25 protein-coding genes are annotated in these 20,908 nt (G+C 70.2%); 22 read left to right on the top strand and 3 right to left on the bottom strand.

The window, feature by feature from the left end; translation table 11 throughout:
- Positions 1–295: 295 nt before the first annotated feature.
- Positions 296–1,240, top strand: coding sequence for a LysR substrate-binding domain-containing protein (locus tag K244_RS0117535; protein ID WP_020187597.1), 945 nt, complete (start codon positions 296–298; stop codon positions 1,238–1,240).
- An 87-nt stretch (positions 1,241–1,327) separates the two neighbouring features.
- On the opposite strand, the gene K244_RS0117530 is transcribed toward K244_RS0117535, so the two are convergent.
- Together K244_RS0117530 and K244_RS0117525 are read right to left on the bottom strand one after the other, a co-directional pair.
- Positions 1,328–2,080, bottom strand: a complete 753-nt coding sequence (locus K244_RS0117530; protein ID WP_020187596.1) for a hypothetical protein — start codon at positions 2,078–2,080, stop codon at positions 1,328–1,330.
- A gap of 212 nt (positions 2,081–2,292) precedes the next feature.
- Positions 2,293–2,859 (bottom strand): XRE family transcriptional regulator, encoded by a 567-nt coding sequence (locus tag K244_RS0117525; protein WP_024816580.1) that lies wholly within the window; start codon positions 2,857–2,859, stop codon positions 2,293–2,295.
- Between the two features lie 471 nt (positions 2,860–3,330).
- Here K244_RS0117525 and K244_RS0117520 point away from each other — a divergent pair, with 471 nt between their 5' ends.
- The 10 genes from K244_RS0117520 to K244_RS0117480 all read left to right on the top strand — a co-directional run bounded on the left by K244_RS0117520 (position 3,331) and on the right by K244_RS0117480 (position 11,187).
- On the top strand, positions 3,331–3,684 hold the full coding sequence (locus tag K244_RS0117520) for a RidA family protein (protein WP_020187594.1): 354 nt from the start codon (positions 3,331–3,333) through the stop codon (positions 3,682–3,684).
- Between the two features lie 177 nt (positions 3,685–3,861).
- Positions 3,862–5,187: an MFS transporter gene (locus K244_RS0117515; protein ID WP_024816579.1), complete on the top strand. Its 1,326-nt coding sequence runs from the start codon at positions 3,862–3,864 to the stop codon at positions 5,185–5,187.
- Positions 5,188–5,377: 190 nt separating this feature from the next.
- Positions 5,378–5,935, top strand: coding sequence for an MOSC domain-containing protein (locus tag K244_RS0117510; RefSeq protein WP_051460159.1), 558 nt, complete (start codon positions 5,378–5,380; stop codon positions 5,933–5,935).
- Positions 5,932–6,876 (top strand): PDR/VanB family oxidoreductase, encoded by a 945-nt coding sequence (locus K244_RS0117505; RefSeq protein ID WP_020187591.1) that lies wholly within the window; start codon positions 5,932–5,934, stop codon positions 6,874–6,876. The genes K244_RS0117510 and K244_RS0117505 overlap by 4 nt, the downstream gene beginning before the upstream one ends.
- A gap of 186 nt (positions 6,877–7,062) precedes the next feature.
- Positions 7,063–7,557: a 2,4'-dihydroxyacetophenone dioxygenase family protein gene (locus tag K244_RS0117500; RefSeq protein WP_245259826.1), complete on the top strand. Its 495-nt coding sequence runs from the start codon at positions 7,063–7,065 to the stop codon at positions 7,555–7,557.
- Entirely contained in the window at positions 7,535–8,278 is a 744-nt protein-coding gene (locus K244_RS0117495; protein ID WP_245259788.1) for an SDR family NAD(P)-dependent oxidoreductase, read from the top strand. The genes K244_RS0117500 and K244_RS0117495 overlap by 23 nt, the downstream gene beginning before the upstream one ends.
- A gap of 41 nt (positions 8,279–8,319) precedes the next feature.
- The gene (locus tag K244_RS24410) at positions 8,320–8,739 is read left to right on the top strand and encodes an MFS transporter (RefSeq protein ID WP_081761498.1); all 420 of its coding nucleotides are present in this window, start codon (positions 8,320–8,322) and stop codon (positions 8,737–8,739) included.
- On the top strand, positions 8,640–9,650 hold the full coding sequence (locus K244_RS22180; protein WP_346430355.1) for an MFS transporter: 1,011 nt from the start codon (positions 8,640–8,642) through the stop codon (positions 9,648–9,650). Before K244_RS24410 ends, K244_RS22180 begins: the two co-directional genes overlap by 100 nt.
- Positions 9,647–10,387 (top strand): SDR family oxidoreductase, encoded by a 741-nt coding sequence (locus K244_RS0117485; RefSeq protein ID WP_020187586.1) that lies wholly within the window; start codon positions 9,647–9,649, stop codon positions 10,385–10,387. Before K244_RS22180 ends, K244_RS0117485 begins: the two co-directional genes overlap by 4 nt.
- Before the next feature lie 11 nt (positions 10,388–10,398).
- On the top strand, positions 10,399–11,187 hold the full coding sequence (locus K244_RS0117480; RefSeq protein WP_020187585.1) for an IclR family transcriptional regulator: 789 nt from the start codon (positions 10,399–10,401) through the stop codon (positions 11,185–11,187).
- Positions 11,188–11,208: 21 nt separating this feature from the next.
- Here K244_RS0117480 and K244_RS22820 read toward each other — a convergent pair whose 3' ends face one another.
- Positions 11,209–11,760, bottom strand: coding sequence for a PepSY domain-containing protein (locus K244_RS22820; protein ID WP_020187584.1), 552 nt, complete (start codon positions 11,758–11,760; stop codon positions 11,209–11,211).
- Positions 11,761–11,934: 174 nt separating this feature from the next.
- Here K244_RS22820 and K244_RS0117470 point away from each other — a divergent pair, with 174 nt between their 5' ends.
- From K244_RS0117470 to K244_RS0117420, 11 genes are all read left to right on the top strand, one after another.
- Positions 11,935–12,672, top strand: coding sequence for a Crp/Fnr family transcriptional regulator (locus K244_RS0117470; protein WP_020187583.1), 738 nt, complete (start codon positions 11,935–11,937; stop codon positions 12,670–12,672).
- The gene (locus K244_RS0117465; RefSeq protein ID WP_020187582.1) at positions 12,672–12,920 is read left to right on the top strand and encodes a hypothetical protein; all 249 of its coding nucleotides are present in this window, start codon (positions 12,672–12,674) and stop codon (positions 12,918–12,920) included. Before K244_RS0117470 ends, K244_RS0117465 begins: the two co-directional genes overlap by 1 nt.
- Positions 12,921–13,037: 117 nt before the next feature.
- Positions 13,038–13,583 carry a ferritin-like domain-containing protein gene (locus K244_RS0117460; protein WP_020187581.1) on the top strand — a complete coding sequence of 182 codons (546 nt, stop codon included), beginning with the start codon at positions 13,038–13,040 and terminating at the stop codon, positions 13,581–13,583.
- Between the two features lie 75 nt (positions 13,584–13,658).
- Positions 13,659–14,573 (top strand): manganese catalase family protein, encoded by a 915-nt coding sequence (locus K244_RS0117455; protein WP_020187580.1) that lies wholly within the window; start codon positions 13,659–13,661, stop codon positions 14,571–14,573.
- Between the two features lie 71 nt (positions 14,574–14,644).
- Positions 14,645–15,751, top strand: coding sequence for a glycosyltransferase family 4 protein (locus K244_RS0117450; protein ID WP_020187579.1), 1,107 nt, complete (start codon positions 14,645–14,647; stop codon positions 15,749–15,751).
- A 38-nt stretch (positions 15,752–15,789) separates the two neighbouring features.
- Positions 15,790–16,701: a glycosyltransferase family A protein gene (locus tag K244_RS0117445; RefSeq protein ID WP_020187578.1), complete on the top strand. Its 912-nt coding sequence runs from the start codon at positions 15,790–15,792 to the stop codon at positions 16,699–16,701.
- Positions 16,698–17,729 carry a glycosyltransferase gene (locus K244_RS0117440; protein WP_020187577.1) on the top strand — a complete coding sequence of 344 codons (1,032 nt, stop codon included), beginning with the start codon at positions 16,698–16,700 and terminating at the stop codon, positions 17,727–17,729. The genes K244_RS0117445 and K244_RS0117440 overlap by 4 nt, the downstream gene beginning before the upstream one ends.
- On the top strand, positions 17,726–18,832 hold the full coding sequence (locus tag K244_RS0117435; RefSeq protein WP_020187576.1) for an acyl-CoA dehydrogenase family protein: 1,107 nt from the start codon (positions 17,726–17,728) through the stop codon (positions 18,830–18,832). Before K244_RS0117440 ends, K244_RS0117435 begins: the two co-directional genes overlap by 4 nt.
- Complete coding sequence (locus K244_RS22170; protein WP_197027183.1) at positions 18,829–19,521, top strand: PIG-L family deacetylase; 693 nt, start codon at positions 18,829–18,831, stop codon at positions 19,519–19,521. Before K244_RS0117435 ends, K244_RS22170 begins: the two co-directional genes overlap by 4 nt.
- Complete coding sequence (locus K244_RS0117425; RefSeq protein WP_020187574.1) at positions 19,511–20,095, top strand: SAM-dependent methyltransferase; 585 nt, start codon at positions 19,511–19,513, stop codon at positions 20,093–20,095. Before K244_RS22170 ends, K244_RS0117425 begins: the two co-directional genes overlap by 11 nt.
- Entirely contained in the window at positions 20,092–20,898 is an 807-nt protein-coding gene (locus K244_RS0117420) for a glycosyltransferase (RefSeq protein WP_020187573.1), read from the top strand. Before K244_RS0117425 ends, K244_RS0117420 begins: the two co-directional genes overlap by 4 nt.
- Positions 20,899–20,908: the final 10 nt, after the last annotated feature.

The following is a 20,908-nucleotide window of genomic DNA, read 5'->3' as shown; positions in this document are numbered from 1 at the left end:
CCGTGTGCTCCGCCCTCGCGAGAGCCTCCGACCGGAAGCCCTTCCTTGCGTACGGGGACGGACGTTCCCGGACCGGGCGGCGATATTCAAAGATCGATTTCCGATCCTCGCCATAGGATCAAACTATGGGTTAAAATGTAAGCAATCTCAGCGGACCGCGTTTCAGGCTCAAGCCTTTGTCTGATAAATACATATTACTGATCCTCAGGCATATGTGATACGCATGGGCCTGCGGTGGGCGCGCTGAAAGTTTATGCGCTCCAGACAAGCTCCAGACAAAGAGAGGCGGTCGTCGATGGATCTCCGGCAGCTTCGCTACTTTGTCCAGGTCGCCGAGATCGGCAACATCTCGCGCGCGGCGGAGGTTCTGAGGGTCGCCCAGCCCTCGCTCAGCCAGCAGATCCGCAACCTCGAGGAGGAGCTCGGCGTCGACCTCCTCGTGCGCCATGCCCGCGGCGTCACGCCCACCGAACTCGGCCAGCGGTTCTGGGACCGCGCGCGCCGCATCCTCGAAGAGGCGGACCGCGCCAAGGACGACCTGCGCTCGCTGGCCGAGAGTCCGAGCGGGCGGATTTCGGTCGGCCTGCCCACGTCGGCGGCGCGCGGCCTGGCGCTTCCGCTCTATCAGGCCGCGGCCGAGCGTCTGCCGAAGATCAGCCTCCATGTGGTCGAGGCCATGAGCGGCTATCTCGACGAGCTGATCCAGGCCGGACGCCTCGACGTCGCCCTCCTTTACGACCACAAGGCGTTCGAGAACGTCGCCTGGACCGAGATGATGGTCGAGGACCTGATGCTGTTCGCGCCGGCCGGACACCCGATCCTGCAGCAGGAGTCGATCCCGTTCGCGAAGCTGTTCGAGCTGCCTCTGGTGCTGCCGGGGCGACCCAACGTGCTGCGCACCGTGATCGAGCAGCTCGCGGCGCGGCACGACGTGACGCCGCGCGCGATCGACTGCGACAGCCTTCCGGCGATCGCCAAGATGGTGGTGAGCGCGGGCTTCTTCGCCGTGATGCCGAACTTCGCCTTCGCCGACGAACTCGCCCGCGGCGAACTGGGGACGGTCCGCATCGTCCGGCCCACGCCGTCCTGGCGGCTGTCCGTCGTCGTGTCGAAGCGCACCCTGAACATGCGCGGCGCGGACCTCACCGCGCGTCTGATGGCGGACGTGATCGCCGACCTGGTGAAAAGCGGGCTCTGGAAGGCGCGCCTGACGAGCGCCGAGCGGTTGGCTGCGAAGTGAGCGAGACCCGCTTTGGCGCCGAACTGTTCGTCGACGGCGGCATGGCGCAAGTCTGAGCCCGAGGCTCGGCAGGCGCGGCGTGGCCGCCTAGAACGCAGACGGCCGCCCCGCGGCGCGCGGCGACCTCGCGCGGGGCTTCGGCTTCCCCGCGCCGGAGGGGCCGGCCTGAGCCTTCGTCGCAAGCCAGATCACATGACGCCCGCCCTTGCCGGCGCGGTGCGCGCGGACGCGGTGCTCCTCGACCTTGAAGCCCGATTTGAACAGCCGCGCGCCGAACGACTTGTCCGGCCCCTGCGACCACACCGCCAGCACGCCGCCCCCCTTCAAAGCCGCGCGGGCCTCGCCCAGCCCTTCGGGACCATAGAGGCCGTCGTTCGACGCCTGCGTCAGGGCCTCCGGCCCGTTGTCGACGTCGAGCAGGATCGCGTCGTAGCCGCCCCGCTCCGCGCGCATCAAAGCCGCGACGTCGTCCTGCACGATCGTGACCCTGGGATCGCTCAGGCTGGTCCCGAAGATCTCCGACATCGGCCCGCGCGCCCAGGCGATGACCGCCGGAACCAACTCCGCCACCACGACCGACGCCCCGGCCGGCAGCGCGCCCAGCGCCGCGCCGAGCGTGAATCCCATGCCGAGGCCGCCGATCAGCACGCGCGGTCGCGCCCGGTCCCTGATCCGCTCGCAGGCCAGCGTCGCCAGCGCCTTCTCCGACCCGCTGAGGCGGCTGTTCATCAGCTCGACCTGACCGATGCGGATCGAGAACTCGTCTCCCCGCCGCGCGAGCTTCAGCACGCCGCCGCCGCCCGGCGCCTGCGCCGTGTCCAGATGGATCCAGGGGATCATGGCAGCCTCTCGGTTCAGCGCGCGCTGCGCGCCGGCGCTCGTCGTCGCGCCCCTCGATTAGGTTCGAAGACCGCCCGCCGTCAAACCGTCCCGGGTCCTAAGCGCGAAGCCGACGTCGGCGCCGTGCGGTCTCCCCTCCAGCCGCGGCTCGCGACGGCGCGGCGTGGGAGCCGCCGCCTCGCGGCGATCAAAGGCCCGACAACTTCAAGGCGTCAGCCCGCCGCGGCGGCGATCACCACAAGGACTTCGGCCTGCTCCTCGCCAAGGCTGCGCACCTCGTGCCGCTCCTCGCCGGAGAAGTAGAGGCAGTCGCCCCTGCCCATCAGGATCTCTTCGCCGCCAAGCTTCACGGCGACGCGTCCCGAGACCACAAAGATCATCTCTTCGCCGCCATGCGCCCAGCGCGGCCCGCCGATCGCGCCGGGGGAATGAGCGGGGCGCATGAGGAAGGGCTCCATCATCTTGCTCGCCCGGCCCGGCGCGAGCGGCGTGAGCCCGAAGCTGCGGTCCGCCGCGTCGTGGTCGCCTGCGCGCTGGAGCGTGTAGCGGACGTTCGGCGCCGCGTTGAGGTCGAACAGCTGGGCGATGTTGACCTCGAGGGCCCGAGCGACCCGCAGCAGCGCCGTGATCGAGGGCGTCTTCAGGCCTCGCTCCACCAGCGAAAGATACCCACGCGTCAGCTCGCTCATGCCGGCGAGCCGATCAAGGGTGAGCCCTCTCTCCTGCCGTAGCGCGCGCAGATTTGGACCCAGGCGGTCGCTTTCGGCCGTTTGCAGCACCAATCCTCCGATCGTCGTCCACGCGCCTCAGACGACGTCCGTAGCACGACGGCGGATTTGAGCGGGAGCGGCCTTCATCCGCCGAAGCGCGCCTGCAGGCTGAAGCCCTGCGGCAGGCAACGCGTTCTTCTGGAAAACATACGAAGCGCGATTTTTTAATGCAATTTTTTCAGGCGCCGAACTGGGGAAAACACCCGGCAAATGCGGGCGCAGATGGCGCCATGACCGCGCTTATCAGAGACGGCGCCCAAGGCTTGCGCATAACAGACGAAATACCGGGAAAACGCCGTTTTGATTTCCCACAGTAAACATGGTTCGATCTCTCGGCGACCCGCGATGGCTGGCCGCACCTTCAAGGGAGAGCAGCATGGCGCGCTCAATCTCTCGTCGCGACCGACACGGCGCGACCTCCGGGGCGGCGATCACGTCGTCTCGTGTAAGCAGACTTCATGCCGGCCGAAAGCGCCGTCCGTGATCCGCCGCATCGGGAGCGGACCCCGTCTCTCCGCCGCAACCGTCCATGGCGGTCTCGTCTATGTCTCGGGTCAGGTGCCGGACGATCTGAGCGTCGACGTCGTCGAGCAGACCCGGCAGGTGCTCGCCAAGATCGACGCCATCCTCGCCGAGGCCGGGACCGACAAGAGCCGCATCCTGAGCGCGATGGTCTGGCTTCCGGCGATCGGCGATTTCGGGGCCTTCAACACCGTGTGGGACGCCTGGGTCGCGCCCGGCGCCGGGCCTGCGCGGGCCTGCGTCGAAAGCCGTCTCGCCGATCCGGCCATCAAGGTCGAGGTCGGCTGCATCGCGGCCGTGCCCGCCGACTGATCTTTTTCGAAGCGTCACCCGCGCGTCGCGCGGCTTTGGCCTCCCGGCCGATCGACCGGGCGGCGCCGATCCCCTGCGGCCTGACGCGCCCCCTGAGCGGAGCGCAAGGAACGCGCGGACCGGCCGATCCGACAGCCTGCAATCGAACGACGTCTCCACAACCCAACGGGGGTCATGATGACAGTTGCGGCGGACATCTCACAGGTGACGGCGGTTTCCGCCGGAGAAAAGCTTCCCGACGCCGAGCGTCGCAAGATCGTCTGGTCGAGCGTCATCGGCACCACCGTCGAGTGGTACGACTTCCTGATCTACGGGACGGCGGCGGCGCTCGTCTTCAACAAGCTGTTCTTCCCGAGCTTCGATCCGGTGGTGGGGACCATCGCGGCCTTCGGCTCCTACGCCGTCGGCTTCGCCGCCCGCCCGCTCGGCGGGGTGATCTTCGGCCATTTCGGCGACAAGCTCGGTCGCAAGGCGATGCTCTCGCTCACGCTGCTGATCATGGGCGTCGGCACCTTCCTGATCGGCTGCCTGCCGACCTACGAGCAGATCGGCATCTGGGCCCCCATCCTGCTGGTGGTTTTGCGGCTCGTGCAGGGGCTCGGCATCGGCGGCGAGTGGGGCGGCGCGGTGCTGATGGTCGTGGAGAGCGTGCCCGACCGGAAGCGCGGGTTCTACGGCGCGCTGGTGCAGCTCGGTTATCCGCTCGGCGTGATCACGTCGATCGGCGCGTTCCGGATGACGGGTCTCATGTCGGACGAGGACTTCCTGTCCTGGGGCTGGCGCATCCCGTTCCTCGCCAGCGCACTGCTGGTGGTCGTCGGCCTGTTCATCCGCCTTCGCCTGCACGAGTCCCCGGCCTTCCGGCGGGTGAAGGAGCAGAACGTCGTCGCGAAGATGCCGATCGTGGAGATCCTCACCCAGCACACCCGCACCTTCGCCATGGCGGTGGGCCTGAAGGTCTCCGAGATCGCCTATGTCAGCATCGTCACGGTGTTCTCGATCTCCTACGTCACCAGCAAGCTCGGACTGCCGCGCAGCGTCATCCTGAACGGCATCCTGATCGCGGCGATCATCGAGCTCTTCACCCTGCCGCTGTTCGGCATGCTGGCCGACCGCTTCGGACGGAAGCCGATGTTCGTATTGGCGTGCCTGTTCTCGATCGTCTTCGCCTTCCCGATGTTCAGCCTTCTGAACACCGGCGACCCGACCATCATCACGATCACGGTGGCGATCGCGCTCAGCCTGGGCCAGGGCGTGATGTTCGCGATCGGGGCGGCCTGGATGTCCGAGCTGTTCGACGCGCGGCTGCGCTACACCGGCGCATCGCTCGGCTTCCAGGTCGGCGCGGCGTTGAGCGGCGGCTTCACGCCGATGATCGCGGCCGCGCTCCTCGCCTGGAGCGGCGCGACCTGGCCGATCTCCGTCTACCTGATCGTGCTCGCGCTGATCACGTTGACGGCCACGCTGCGCGCGCCAGAAACCGCGGGCGCGAAGATCGACTGACGCCACGATCGAAGCGCGGCCGCCGCGATGGCGCGCGGCCGCGCTTCGACGCTAAGCGGCTCCCGCACGTCCGCGGAAGCGGGGCGCCCGAGGCCAAGGACCGCACGACGGTCTCCGGAGGAAATCTATCATGAACGACAGTCACCACAGCGCGCCGCCGGACGCAGGCTTTGCGGAGCCCGGACCGGCGATGGTCGAGGCCTTCGCGCATGCGGCCGGATCGATCGCCCGCCACGTGCCCGGAGGCGCGGTCGGCTTCAAGGGTGTGCTGCTGCACATCCACGTCGCGCCGGCCGCGAGCTTCGAGATGGAGGAGCTTGCGGAGGCCCAATGCGTGGCCGGCCGCGGGATCGTCGGCGACCGCTACTACGAGGGCTCCGGCACCTATTCGCCCAAGCCCGACACCCGCGAGGTGACGCTGATCGAGCAGGAGGCGCTCGACGCGCTGGCGCGCAACGACCCGCCGCTTCAGGCCGGGCCGATCGCTCTCGCGCCCGGTGACCACCGCCGCAACCTCACGGTCCGCGGCGTGCCGCTCAATCACCTCGTCGGCCGTCGGTTCCGGGTGGGCGACGTGATCCTGCGCGGGGGCCGGCTGAACTTTCCCTGCAAGTATCTCGAGGAGCTGCTGGGGCTGCCGGTCTATCTCCCGCTCTACAACCGCTCCGGCCTGAACTGCGGGATCGAGCGCGGCGGCGTGATCCGTCCCGGCGACGCGATCGAGCTGCTGGACGACGACGGCGCATGACAGCCCGCGTCGTCATGAAGCTCCGGGTCGAGGCCGCGCGGCTCGCGACCCCGGGGGTCCTGCATCTCACGCTCGTCCATGCGAGCCGCCCCGAGCTGCCGGCCTGGGAGCCGGGCGCGCACGTCGACCTCCGGCTCCCCGACGGCAGGATCCGGCAGTACTCGCTCTGCGGCGACCCACAGGATCGGCGGACGTACCAGATCGCGATCAAGCGCGAGGACGCCGGTCGGGGAGCCTCCCGATGGGCCCATGACGCGCTGGTCGAGGGCGCGGTCGCGCATGTCTCCGCCCCTCGCAACAACTTCCCGATCCGCGAGGCCGCGCGTCATGTGTTCGTGCTCGGCGGCATCGGCGTGACGCCGGGGCTTCCCATGGCCCGTAGCCTTGCGGCCGAAGGCGCGGACGTCGCCGTGCATTTCTGCGCGCGAAGCGCGGCCGACGCGCCGCTGCTTGCGGAGCTGTCGGCGGCCTGCGGCGACCGCCTGTCGACATGGTTCTCGGCCGAGGGCCGGCGTTTCGATCCGCGCGCGATCGGCCCCTATTCCGAGGGCGCCTGCCTCTACGTCTGCGGCCCGCAGCGGCTGCTCGACGCCGTGCGCGACGCCGCGGACGCGCTCGGCTGGCCCGAGACCTCCATCCGCGCCGAGGCCTTCCAGGCGACGCTCGACGAGAACTTCAAGCCGGAGCCGTTCGAGGCGAAACTCGCCTCGACGGGCGCGACGCTGCACGTCCCGGCCGACCGCTCCCTGCTCGAGGTCCTGCGCGACCACGGCGTGACGATGCCGTCCTCGTGCGAGCTCGGCGTCTGCGGGTCCTGCGTCTGCGGCTATCGGGACGGGGTGGTGATCCACCGCGACGCGGTGATCTCCGTCGCGGACCGCCAGGACAGGATCGCGCCCTGCGTGTCGCGCGCGCGCGTCTCGGTCACGCTCGACCTCTAGGGTCCGGACGCCGCAAGCGGCGGTCCGGCGACGGCGCTCAGAAACGAAGCAATTGACAACCGGTGCGGGCGCGCAAAGTATTCACATAATGGACTATTTGTCCACATTGTGAACAATGAGCCGCGCATGACCAACCTCAACGCCGCCGCCGCGTCGCAGCCGATCGATCCGGAGACGCTGCGGCGGATGCCGTTCCAGAAGCCGCAGCCGCTCGGCATGATCCCGGACCTCGTGGTGCCGAGCGCCATTCCGGACGACGAGCGCATCTGGGTGCCGCAGGGCGTGAACGTCTGGTTCCGCCCGCTCTGCCTCAACCGCTCGCAGGGCTACTGGGTCAATCTCCTCCGCGTCCGCAAGTCGGGCGTGCTCAGCCGCCACCGCCATCCCGGTCCCGTCCACGGCTTCGTGCTGAAAGGCCGCTGGCGCTACCTCGAGCACGACTGGGAGGCGACCGAGGGCGGCTACGTGTTCGAGCCGCCGGGAGAGACCCACACTCTGGTGGTCGACGAAGGCGTCGAGGAGATGATCACCCTGTTCCAGGTGACCGGCTCGATGAACTACGTCGATCCCTGGGGCGCGACCACCGGCTACGAGGACGTCTTCACCAAGATCGATCTGTGCCGGAAGCACTACGGTGAGGTCGGGCTCGGCGCGGACTATGTCGACCAGTTCATCCGGTGAGATGACCTCCCGCGCGGCCTACGACTTCGCCGGCCGCGTCGCGGTCGTCACCGGCGGCGCGCAGGGCATCGGGGCGGCGATCGCCGAGACGTTCCGGGCCGCCGGCGCGACGACGGTCGTCTGGGACCGGACGCCCACGCCTGACGGCGTCGCCGTCGACGTGACCGACGCCGCGGCCGTCGCGCAGGCGGCGGACGAGACGCTCTCGCGGTGCGGGCGGATCGACGTCCTCGTGAACAACGCAGGCTACGCCGGCGTGACGGTTCCGCTGGTCGACTATCCCCTCGAGGAGTGGCGGCGGATCCTGGACGTCAACCTGCACGGCGCGTTCCACGCCTGCCGCGCGGTGGTCCCTGGCATTGTCGAGGCCGGCTATGGGCGCATCGTCGCGATCGGCTCGCTCGCCGGCAAGGAGGGCACGCCGAACGCTTCGGCCTACAGCGCGGCGAAGGCGGGCGTGCTCGCGCTCGTCAAGTCGCTCGGCAAGGAGCTTGCGGGCTCGGGCGTCCTCGTCAACGCGATCGCGCCCGCCGCGGTAAGGACGCCGCTGCTCGACCAGATGAGCCCGGCGCACGTCGAGACGATGATCGGCAAGAGCCCGCTGAAGCGGCTCGGGGAACCGGAGGAGGTCGCGGCGCTCGCGCTCTGGCTCGCCTCGGACAGCTGCAGCTTCAACACCGGAGCGGTGTTCGACCTCTCCGGCGGACGAGCGACCTACTGACGTCCCGTCTTCAATCAACAAGAACCTGAGGAAACGCCGACATGACCGAGGCCACGATCTCGTCCGGGGGCAAAGCGTCGCCCGCCGGAAAAACCGCCCGGCTCGTTCGCATCCAGTGGATCGCCGTGGCGTTCCTGACGGTCGCGGGCGTCATCAACTACCTCGACCGCAGCTCGCTCTCGATCGCGAACACCGCGATCCGCGAGGAGATGGGCCTGACGCCGACCGAGATGGGGCTGCTGCTGTCGGCCTTTTCGCTGTCCTACGCCTTCGCGCAATTGCCGATCGGCGCGCTGCTCGACCGCTTCGGATCGGCATCATGCTGGGGGCCGGCATGTTCTTCTGGTCGCTGGCGCAGATCGTGTGCGGCCTCGTCGGCAGCTTCCACCAGTTCCTCGTCGCCCGCGCCGTCCTCGGCGTCGGCGAGGCGCCGCAGTTCCCGGCGGGCGCGAAGGTGGTGAGCGAGTGGTTCAACGTGCGCGACCGCGGCACGCCGACTGGAATCTTCGTCGGCGCCTCCACCATCGGGCCCTGCATCGCGCCGCCGGTGCTCACCGCGATGATGCTCGCCTTCGGCTGGCGCTGGATGTTCATCATCACCGGCCTCGTGGGCGTCGTCGTCGCCGTCGGCTGGTATCTGCTCTACCGCAACCGAGCCGAGGTGGAGCTCACCCGGGAAGAGACCGCGCATCTCGAAGAGGGCGTGGACATGGGCGGCGTCAACCGCTCGCTCACGTTCCGGGAATGGCGCGGCCTGTTCGGACACGCCGCCACCTGGGGCATGATCTTCGGGTTCATGGGCGTGATCTACATGGTCTGGCTCTACCTCACCTGGCTGCCGAGCTACCTCGAGCACGAGCGCGGCCTGTCGGTGGCGCGCACCGGCTGGGTGGTGGCGATCCCCTACCTGTTCGGCACGGTCGGCATGCTCTGCGCCGGCCAGATCGCCGACCGGCTCTACCGCGCCGGCGCGGGCCTGATCGCGAGCCGCAAGTGGCCGGTCTGCGTCGGCCTGCTCGGCGGCGCCGCCTTCACCGTGCCCGCGGCCTTCACGCCGAGCGTCGCCATGGCGGTCGTGTTCCTGTGCTTCGCGATGTTCTTCATCAACATGGCGAGCGCGGCCTGCTGGATGATGGTGAGCGTGATCTCGCCCCAGCGGCAGGTGGCGTCGCTCGGGAGCATCCAGAACTTCGGCGGTTACTTCGCCGGCTCGTTCGCGCCTGTGATCACCGGCTGGATCGTCCAGACCACCGACAGCTACGTCAACGCCCTGCTGGCGAGCGCCGTCGTCGCGGGCGTCGCGGCCGTGGCCTACCTCGTGTTGGTGCGGAAGCCCCTGCCCGGCGTCGCTGCCGCGGAGGCGTCGGCATGACCGCGCCGCGGAGCGCCTGGGCGCCGGACCTGTTCGCCGGCAAGGTCGCCGTCGTCACCGGCGGAACGTCCGGGATCGGCCTCGGCGTGGCGGAGGCGCTGGCCGCGCTCGGCGCGAGCGTCCGCGTCGTCGGCTTCGGCGCGAGCGCTGTCGCGGCGAGCCCCGGCCTCGACCTGACCGCGCAGGAGCTCGACGTCACCGACGCCGCGGGCGTGGCGGCCTTCGTGGACGGGCTCGACCGGCTCGATGTGCTGGTCAACTGCGCCGGCGTGATCCGCCGCGCGGCCGAGCACGATCCGGAGGTGTTCGAGCAGGTGATCGCGATCAACCTGACGGGGACGATGCGGTTCTGCGCGCTGGCCCGGCCCCGGCTCGCGGCGAGCAGGGGGTCGATCGTCAACATGGCCTCGATGCTGAGCTTCTTCGGGGCGGGGCTCGCCCCCGCCTACAGCGCCAGCAAGGGCGGCGTGATGCAGCTGACCAAGTCGCTGGCGATCGCCTACGCCCCCGAGGGGATCCGCGTGAATGCGGTCGCGCCCGGCTGGATCGCGACGCCGCTGACGCAGGCGTTGCAGGACGACACGGCCCGCGCCGGCGCGATCCTCTCCCGGACGCCGCTCGGCCGCTGGGGCGCCCCCGCCGACGTGGCGGAAGGCGTCGTGTTCCTCGCAAGTCCCGCCGCGGCCTTCGTCACCGGCGTCATTCTGCCGGTGGATGGCGGCTACCTCACCGCTTAAGAGACGAGGCCATGGAGACCGCGCCGCAGACGCCCGCCCCGCACGACCGGACCGACGTGCCCGGCGCCGCCGCGTTCGGTAAGTTCATGCGGGCGGTGCAGGCGATCGCGGACGCGCCGGGCGAGCTGACCGTGGCCTCGCTCGCCAGACAGACAGGCTTTCCCCGTCCGACCGCGCACCGCATCGTCGCCGCGCTGGTGGCGGAGGGGCTTGCGATCGAGGAGCCCCGCACCGGCCGCCTCGCTTTGGGGCCCCGACTGATCAGCCTGGCGTTCCGAAGCTGGGACCGCTCGGACCTGCGCCGGGCCGCCCAGGAGCATCTGGTCGCCTTGCGCGACGCTCTGGACGAGACCGTGCACCTTGCGATCCCGAGCGGCTCCGAGATGGTCTACATCGAAAAGCTCGAGTCCCGCCGCAACGTGCGGATGGCGTCTCGGATCGGAACGCGCGTCGCGCTGCATTCGAGTTCGGTCGGCAAGGCCTGGCTTGCGGCCCTGTCCCCCGAGGATTGCGCGACGGCGCGCCTGACGCTGACGGCGCGCACCGCCCACACCTTCACGGAGCGCGCCGCCCTGATGGCGGACGTCGAGGCGACGCGGGCGCGCGGCTATGCGCTGGACCTGCAGGAGAACGAACTCGACATCTGCTGCTACGGCGCCGCGATCGCCGGACGCGACGGCAGACCGGCGGGCTGCGTCAGCGTCAGCCTGCCGCGGTACCGCTTCGAAGAGCAGCCCCCGCAGCCGATCGTCGCCGCGCTCCTCGACTGCGTCCGGAACATCGCGGACGAGATCGCCTGAAGCCTCGCGCCGTGCGCGTCCTCAGTCCGCGGCGACCTTTCCGTCGGGGGTGACGGTGAAGGCCTTGGTCTCGCCGTCCTTCACGACGCTGACCTCGTAGGCGAGGCCGTCGCCCTCGGTCTGCACCTCGGCGCCCACGACCGCGCCGCCGTCCGCCTGGCCTTCCGTCGCCGTGACGGCCTGGACCATCGAAAACGTCAGGCCGGCCAGCGCCGCGGGATCGATCGACGAGACGTAGCTTTCGATCGTCTGCTCGGAGACATTGATTACAGAGCCGTTGTTGGCGTCCACGCGGTACTTCACGACCGTCTTGTCCGGCCGCATGACCGTCACTTCGAGAGCGCCGCCGCCCGCCGCGAAGGGCGTGAAGACGGCGCTGATCGCCTTGCCGCGCCCCTCCCGCTCCGCAATCCCGATGGCGTGCGGAAGCTTGAAGCGCACGTCCACGTTTCCGGACGCCGCGCCCTGGACGCGGCTCGGGCCTGGGCTCTGCGCCAGCCCCGGAGCCGGGGCGAGAACCACGCTCGCGCAGATCGCGACGCAACGAAGGTAGCGCTGGGGATTGGTCATCATGCTCTGGGGTCGTGGGTGTCTTCGCCCCAGCAACCCGCCAGCGGGCGGGGTCGTTCCATGCCGCAACCGCGACGGCGGCCTGTGGGACGTTCGTTCCGCCAACGGCTACCGACGCGTTGGCGGTGCCCTATGTCGCGGCGACGTGTGACGACCGCCGCGTTCAGGAGGCACTGCATGTCCGCCGCTATCCTCGGCAAGCTCGAGGCGCTACATCCCCTTCCCGACGACGACAGAGCGCTGCTGCACGCCGTGGTGGGGCGTGGGCGGCCGCTGAAGGCCGGCGACGACATCGTCCGCGAGGGCGAGCGGACCGACGTCGTGCACGTCATCCTTGAGGGTCACGGCTACCGCTACAAGACCCTGGCGGACGGGAAGCGGCAGATCCTCGGCTATCTCGTGCCGGGCGACTTCTGCGACCTCTACGGCTTCCTGCTCGATCGGATGGACCATGGCATGGCGGCGCGGACCGCCTGCCGGATCGCGGAGCTGAGCGAGGAGCACATCCTCATGCTGACCTCGCGGCCGGCGCTCGCGCGCGCGCTGTGGTGGTCGGAGCTCGTGAACGCCTCGATCCTGCGCGAGTGGCTCGTCAACATGGGCCGCCGCACCCCGAGCGTCCGCGTGGCGCACATTCTGTGCGAGCTGCTCGTCCGGCTGCAGGTGGTGGGCGAAGCCACGAGCGACAGCTTCCGGCTGGAGCTGTCGCAGGCGGAGCTCGGGGACACGGTCGGCCTCACCACCGTGTCGGTCAACCGCGCGCTCCAGAAGCTGCGCAGCTCGGGTCTGATCCAGCAGACCAACCGCGAGATCGCGATCCCGGACGTCGGGGCGCTCAAGTCCTTCGCCGACTTTGATCCCTCTTATCTCCACTTCCGTAAAGACCGTGACGAGTCATCCGAAGGGCGCGCTTGATGGAGTTCCAAGAGATTAGGGTTGCGACGGACTCCGCCGACGAAGAGGGACGGCTCGTGCTGCATGAGGGTCGGCTCGTCGCCGTCATCGTCAGGCTCGACGATCCGAGCCACGGACCCGCCAAGGGCCAGTGGAGCCTCGAGGCCGGCTTCAACGGCGTGGAGAGCACGAAGCCTCCGTTGTTCGCCAACTTGCAGGCGGCCGAACGTTGGATCGAGCTGCAGATCGCTGATCGTATACGCGTATAACGGAATCTGGTCCCAGGATCGGTTTATTCCGCCCCTCTCCAGCCGGGGCGCGATTCCGGCGGAACGAGGGTCCACCTGAGACGTCTTCCGAGTCCACGACAGACACGGGAGCCTCATTTGGCCAAGGAAAAGACCCTCGCGGACGCCTTTCACGAGACGCTCAAGGATGTGTACTACGCCGAGAAGCAGTCCGTCCGCGCGCTCAAGAAATCCGCCAAGGCCGCGCAGTCTTCGGAGCTGAAGACCGCTTTCGAAAACCATCTCGAGGAAAGCCAGGAGCAGGTCGAACGCCTGACTCAGGTGTTCGAGATCATCGGAAAGCCGGCCCGCGCGAAGACCTGCGAAGCGATGTCCGGAATCACCTCCGAAATGGAGGAAGATCTCGAGGACTTCGGCGGCACCGAAGCCTCGGACGATGTCCTGATCGGCTGCGCGCAGGCGGTGGAGCATTACGAGATCGCACGCTACGGCCTGCTGAAGACCTGGGCCGGCAAGCTCGGCTACGACGAAGCCGTGCCGCTGCTCGAGCAGACGCTCGCGGAAGAAAAGAAGGCGGACGAACTGCTGTCCAAGATCGCGCTCGGCCTCGATGTCACGGGCGAGACCACGGACAAGCCGACCGGCGCCAAGGCTTCGACGAAGGCGCCCTCCAAGGCCGCCTGATCGCCTCTGTCAATTTTATTTTCCCTCGCCGCCGATCCGGCGGCGAGGCGCCCGTACATATTCGAAAGTCCCAACATGTTCATGCGAATCGACAAGCTTCAGGCTGAACTTCCGAAGCCGAAAAGGGCCGATCCCAACGCTGCAGCGGCGTTGCAGGAGCTGCTCGGCGGCAAGTTTGGTGAAATGTCCACTCTGAATAACTATATGTATCAGAGCTTTAATTTTCGTAACAAATCGAAGGTGATGCCGTTCTACAGCCTCGTGGCCAGCATTACGGCCGAAGAGCTTGGTCACGTCGAGCTGGTCGCGAACGGAATCACGATGCTCGCGAACGGCCCTTCGCCGGAGAAGGAGCATAAGGGAGATATCTCGCAGGCGCCGTTCGAGGACATGAAGGACATCCGCTCGGCGGCCTCCTTCCTGCACGCGGGCGGCGGCGCCATGCCGGTCGATTCCAACGGACTGCCGTGGAACGGCACGTTCGTGTTCTCGACCGGAAATCTCGTGCTCGATCTGCTGCACAACTTCTTCCTCGAGTGCGGCGCGCGGATGCACAAGCTTCGCGTCTACGAGACCCTGTCGGATCCGACCGGCCGTGAGGTCTGCGGTTATCTGCTGGTGCGCGGCTCCGTCCATGCGCATGCCTACGCTCTCGCGCTGAAGAAGCTCACGGGCGTCGAGATGGAGAAGATGCTGCCGACGCCGAACATCGACCTGTCCAAGATCCCCGAGGCGCAGAAGTACCTCGACGAGGGCAGTCACCGGCGCCTCTACACTTGGGGCGAGGAGACCTACCGCGAGATGGAAGCGGTCTGGGGCGGCGGCGAGAAGGCTCTCCCGGGCGACCCGCCCGGCGATCTGGAAGTCGTTTCGGGCCATCCCGACGGCGGCAAGATCGACGAACTGAAGGGGGCGTCCTCCGCCTTCACGACGGACTACGACCCGTCCGAGATTTTCGAGATCGCGTCGAAGCTGCACGCGAAGCTCTGACATCTCGGCTCATGGGAGGGCGCCCGTTCCGGGGCGCCCTTTCGTCTTTCCTCAAGAGCCAGGACCCCAGTTTGCGCATCGCCATCATCGCCCACTTGAAGCATCCGATCAGCGAGCCCTTCGCAGGCGGATTGGAGACGCACACCCATCTCCTGGCGAGAGGGCTTCGCGAGCGCGATCATGATGTGACGGTGTTCGCCTCGACGCGCTCGGACAAGGCGCTCGGGCTTGAGGCGATCTGCGACGAGACCGCGCTCGAGGAAGTCGGCGTCGCGGAAGCGACCGACGTCGCCTTCTTCCGCGAGCACCACGCCTATCTGAGGCTGATGACGGACCTCGCCTCGCGGGACTTCGACGTCATCCACAACAACGCCCTGCACTACCTGCCGGTCGCGATGGCCGACACCGTCGCGACGCCGATGGTGACGACGTTGCACACGCCGCCGTTCTGTTGGCTCGAAAGCGGCGTTCGGCTCTGCCGGTCGCAGCGCGCGACCTTCGTCGCGGTGTCGGAGGCGCTGCGCCAGCTGTGGAATCCGATCGCGCCGATCGAAGGCGTTGTGCTGAACGGCATCGACCTCGACCGGTTCGCCTTCCAGGCGGAGCCCGACCCCGAGCCCTATCTGGTCTGGTCCGGACGGATCGTCCCGGAAAAGGGGCTTCATTTCGCCATGGACGCGGCCCGCATTGCGGGCGCGCAGCTGCGGATCGCCGGGCCGATCTCAAATCCTGATTATTTCGCCGCCGAGATCGTCCCTCGGCTCGGTCCCAACGCCATCCATCTCGGGCATCTCGAGCACGGCCGGCTCGCCGCGGTGATCGGCGGGGCGCGCGCGCTGCTGTTCACACCCTGCTGGGAGGAGCCCTACGGTCTTGTCGCCGCCGAGTCGCTCGCCTGCGGGACGCCGGTCGCGGCCTTCGCACGCGGCGCGATCGCCGAGATCGTCGACCAGACGTGTGGCGTGCTGGCGCGTCCGGACGACGCCGAGAGCCTTGCGGCGGCCGCGATTGCGGCCCAGCGGCTCGACCGACGCGCCTGCCGCGACCGCGCCGAACAGCATTGCGACGTGGATGTGATGATCGACAGTTATGAGGACCTGTACCGTCGGCTCGCCACTCAGGGCGGCGCTGAGCTCAGGGGCCCGATCGCCCAGTCCGATCTGGCCCTCGCGGTATGAGCGCGCGCGGGCCTGAGCCTCGGCGAGTCGTCGTCTGCGTGCCGGCCCGTGATGAGGCGGAACGCCTGCCACGGCTGATCGCGGCGCTCGCCTCGCAGGACTGGCCGTCTCCGCTGCCCGTGGTCGTCGCGCTCAACAACACGACCGACGCCTCGCGCGAGGTCCTGGACGGGCTGTCCTCGCGGCGCCACGACCAACTGGTTCTTCACATCGACGAAGCTGTTTTCCCTCCCGAACTCGCCCATGCGGGATCCGCCCGCCGCCGGGCGATGGACCTCGCGCTCGAGTTGCTTGACGGCGACGGCGGCGGGGTCCTGCTCACCACCGACGCCGACGCGTGTCCGCCGCCGCACTGGGTCTCCGCGAACGTGGCGGCGATCGATCGCGGCGCCGACCTCGTGGGCGGCGCGCTTGTGCTCGACGAGGCCGAGCCTGCGCCGGCGCTCGTGCGCGCGCGCTGGGCGGCGCTCGCCGCTTATTGGGCGGAGGTTCGACGGATCGAGGACGAACTCGACCCGCGGCCGTGGGACCTGCCCCCGCGGCATGGCGACAACACCGGCGGGAGCCTCGCGGTCACGGCCGCCGCCTATCGCGCGGCGGGCGGCGTGCCGCTGCGCCCAACCGGCGAGGACTGTGCCTTCGTGATGGCGGCGCAGGCGGCGGGAGCCCGGTTGTCGCACCCGCTGGACGTCTGGGTGCGGGTCTCGCCGCGGACCGCGGGCCGCGCGAGCGGCGGCATGGCCGCGGCGATGGCGCGGCTTGGCGACCCGACGTCCGACGCCCTGCTGCTGCCCTCCTTCGAACTCTGGCGCGAGCGCGCGCTGTGGCGCCGCGATCTGCGCAGCCGCGCCGGCGGCGACGCGCTGATCGCGAGCCTCGAGCCCGAGCTCCCTCCCATGCCGTGCGACTTCCGACTGGACGCGCCGGCGGCGACGGAGGTCGCGGCGTGAGCCGAGCTCCGATCGGCTATTACGTTCATCACCAGGGCGAAGGCCACCGGCGCCGCGCGGCCGCCATCGCCGCCTTGGCGCCCGGTCGCTTCACGCTCATCGGCACGGGGGTCGCCGGCATGCACGGCCCGTTCGAAACGCTCGACATCCCCGACGACCGCCCGCAGGCTGACGGCTTCGATGGCCGCGACGACGCCGCCGAGCGCCCGGAGGCGCTGCATTACGCGCCCTATAATCATGATGGAGTCCGCGCGCGGGCGCTCGCGATCGCAGGCTGGATCGCGGAACGGCGCCCCGCGCTTCTCGTGGTCGACGTCTCCGTGGAGGTCGCCATGCTCGCCCGCCTGTGCGCCACGCCCACCGTCTACGTCCGGCTGGCCGGCGACCGGTCCGATCCCGCCCATCTCGACGCCTTCCGCGGCGCGCAGGCTCTGCTCGCGCCGTTCGACGAACGGCTGGAGGACCCGCGCACGCCCGACTGGGTGCGCGCCAAGACGCGTTACGTCAGCGGGCTGGCCGTCGCCCCGAAGCCGGCGGCGCCGGACGACAACGTCGTCATGGTCGCGTTCGGGCGGGGGGGATCGCGCGTCACCGGCGCCGACCTCGCCGCGGCGGCCGGCGCGACTCCGGGGCGGGAGTGGCGCGTCATCGGCCCGGGCGAGCCCCCGACGCCGTGCCCCGACAACCTCAACGTCCTCGGCTGGACCGACGATCCGGAGCGTGCGATCGCCGCCGCGGGCGTCGTGGTCGGCGGCGCCGGCGACGGCGTCCTGGGCGCGGTCGCGGCCGCCGGCCGTCCCTTCGTCTGCGTGCCCGAAGACCGGGCCTATGGCGAGCAGGCGGCCAAGGCCGCGGCGCTCGAGGCCCTGGGCGCTGCGGTCGTCCGGCCGCGCTGGCCGAACGCCGCGGACTGGCCAGCGACCCTCGACGCGGCCGGGCGGCTGGACACCCGGCGGATCGCCGGCCTGCACGACCCCGCGGGCCTCGCGAAAGCGGCGGCCTTCATCCTGGATCAGGCGACCTCATGACCAACCTTCCCGCCACCGCGTTACGCTTCGCCCTGCTCGACGGGGCGCTCGCCGAACTCGGCGCGGCCTACGACGCGAAGGGCGTCTATCCGGCCGAGAGCGCCGCGCTCCTGGTTCGGTCCCGGATGCACCAGACCTTCGCGCCGCCGGCCGCCGGCGGCGAGGTCTTCCGATCGCCGCAGGAGGAGAACCGGGCGCTGTTCGATTGCCTCAGGATGGTGGGGCGCGCGGACCTCAGCCTCGGCCGCATCTTCGAGGGCCACGTCAACGCGTTGAAGCTGTTCGCCTGGTACGGCTCGGACCGTCAGCACAAGCGCTTGGCCCGGGATCTCGCCGCCGGCCGGCTGTTCGGCGTCTGGGCGACCGAGCCGACCCCCGGCGTCGCCCTCGCCAGGGACCCGTTCGGCTGGCGGCTCGACGGCGCCAAGCGGTTCGCGACCGGCGCCGGCAGCCTCGACTACGCCATCGTCACCGCTCGGCCGGACGACGGGCCGCGCCGGCTGGTCGTCGTCGCGGCGAACATCGCCGACCGCACGGATTTGTCCGCCTGGACCATGCGCGGCATGCGCGCCACCGCGAGCGGCTCCTACGACGTCACCGGGGTGCGCCCCGCCGACGACGACCTGCTGGGCGATCCCGGCGTCTACGACATCGAACCGCGCTTCACGGCCGGGGCGTGGCGGTTTCTCGCCGTGCAGCTCGGCGGCGTGGAAGCGCTGCTGGCCGAGACCCGCGCGGCGCTGTCCGAAGCCGCCCGCGCGGACCCGCTGCAGCGCGCGAAGTTCGGCGAGGCCGTGGCCGCGACCCGCGGGGCGGGCCTCTGGGTGCGCGAGGCGGCGGACCGCGCCGCCGCCGACCATCCCGACGCCAAGCCCTTCGTGCAGATGACCCGCGGCGTGGTCGAGCGCGCGGCGCTCGACGTGATGGAGCTCTCCGCGCGCCTCGTCGGCACGCGCAGCGCGGTCGAGGGCACGCGGATCGACAAGATCATCCGCGATCTCAGCCTCTACCTCCGCCAGGCCGGCCCGGACCACGCCCGCGACGAGGCCGCCAAGGCATGGCTCGACCACGACGTCTGGGGCGAGGGCGACGAGCTGTGGTGACCGCGCCTCGGTCCGCCGCCCGGCTCAACCAAAGCGCCTGGGCCAGGGCCCGCTGGCTGGTGCTCGCGCCGCACGCCGACGACGAGACCATCGGCGCCGGCGCGCTGATCCGCGAGGCGGCGGCCGACGACCGGCTCGCCGGCGTCGCGTTTCTCACCGACGGCGCGGCCTCCCACGGCGACCGCGGCCCGCGCGATCTGGCCGCCATCAGGCGCGCCGAGGCGCGCCGCGCGCTCCGGCGGCTGACGCCCTTCGCGCCGCCGCCGACCTTTCTCGACTGGCCCGACGCCGCGCCGCCCGAGGCGGGCGACCCGCGCTGGGCGCGCGCGCTCGCCACGCTCGCCGCGCTCTGCCGCAGGGGTCAGGTCGACGCCGTCGCCGTCACCAGCGGGCGCGATCCCCATTGCGATCACAAGGCCGCCTGCGCGCTGGCCTATGCCCTGGCCGCCGCCGCCCCCCGGCCGTTCCGCGTGTTCGAATACGTCGTCTGGGCGGAGGAAGCGATGCCGGCGAGCTACCGCGCGTTCCGCACCGAGCCCGCGCCGGCCGGCCCGCGCGGCCTCGCGCTCGCCGCCCACCGCAGCCAGATGACCCCGCTCCACGGCGACGGCTTCCGCGTGCCCGAGCGTCTGCGCCGCATGGCCCCCGCCGACGTGCTGTACCTCCGGAGCTTCCGCCATGCGTCCTGACCAGTCCCTGCCGCCGGACTATTTCGAGGGCATGTTCAAGGCCGACCCCGACCCCTGGCGCTTCGAGACCAGCGCCTACGAACAGGCGAAGTACGACCGCACGATCGCGGCGCTCGCCGGCCGCCGCTACGACCGCGCGCTCGAGGTCGGCTGCGCCAACGGCGTGCTGACCCGCCGGGTGGCGGACCACGCCGGCGACCTCGTCGCGCTGGACGTCAGCGACAGCGCGCTGGCCAGAGCCCGCGCGCGCTGCGCGGGCCTCGAAACCGTGAGCTTCAGCCGCGCGTCTTTCCCCGCGGAGGCGCCCGCGGGGGCGTTCGACCTGATCCTGCTGTCCGAGGTCGTCTACTACTGGAGCGACGCGGACATCGTCTTGGCCGGCCAGCGGATCGACGCGGCCCTCGCCCCCGGCGGCGACGTGCTGCTGGTGCACTGGATCGGCGAGACCGACTACCCGCAGACCGGCGACGAGGCGGTGGCGAAGCTCGCCGACGCGATCTCGGCGCCGTTCCAGGCGGCCCGGAGCGAGCGGACCGACCGCTACCGCCTCGACCTCTGGCGGCGGGCGCCGTGAGCGACCTCAGCGTCCTGACGCTCGCGCGCAACCGCACGGCTCACCTGCTCAACCTGCTGGAAGGGCTTCGGCGCTCGGATCGCCTCCCGCGCGAACTGGTCGTCGTCGACATGAACGACAGCGCCCTCGCCTTGCCGCCTGCGCCGTTCCCGGTCAGCGTGGCGCGCCTGCCCGACAGGACCCTACCGCTCGCCGCGGCGCGCAACCGCGCGGCGCGGCTGGCGACCGGCGGCCGCCTGCTGTTCCTCGACGCCGACTGCATCCCCTCCGCCGGACTCATCGACGCGATCGAGACCGCGCTCGACGAGGCCGACGCGCTGATCTGCCCCGAGGCGCTCTACCTCGGCCCCGACGACGCCCGCGGCCCCTGGACGGAGGACGCGCTCCGCGCCGCCGGTCGCCCCCATCCGGTGCGCCCCTTCCCCGCGGAGGGACTGCGGCCGGAGCCGAACCCCGGCCTGTTCTGGTCGCTCGCCTTCGGCGTCCGCCGCGCGACCTTCGAGGCGCTCGGCGGCTTCGACGAGACCTTCGTCGGCTACGGCGGCGAGGACACCGACTTCGGCCTCACGGCGCAGGCGACGGGGACGCCGCTGCTGTTTCTCGGCGGCGCGCCGGCATTCCACCAGCACCACCCCGTGAGCGACCCGCCGATCGAGCACCTCGCCGACATCGTCCGCAACGCGGAGCTGTTCCACGCGAAATGGAGGCGCTGGCCGATGGAGGGCTGGCTCGCCGCCTTCGAGGCGATGGGCCTCGTCGCACGCCAGGGCGACAGGATCGTCGCGCGGCCGTCCGCCGGCTGAGTCGGGGCGG

Source organism: Methylopila sp. 73B (assembly GCF_000526315.1).
Taxonomy (GTDB): domain Bacteria; phylum Pseudomonadota; class Alphaproteobacteria; order Rhizobiales; family Methylopilaceae; genus Methylopila.
This window is presented reverse-complemented; position numbering and strand designations above follow the sequence as displayed.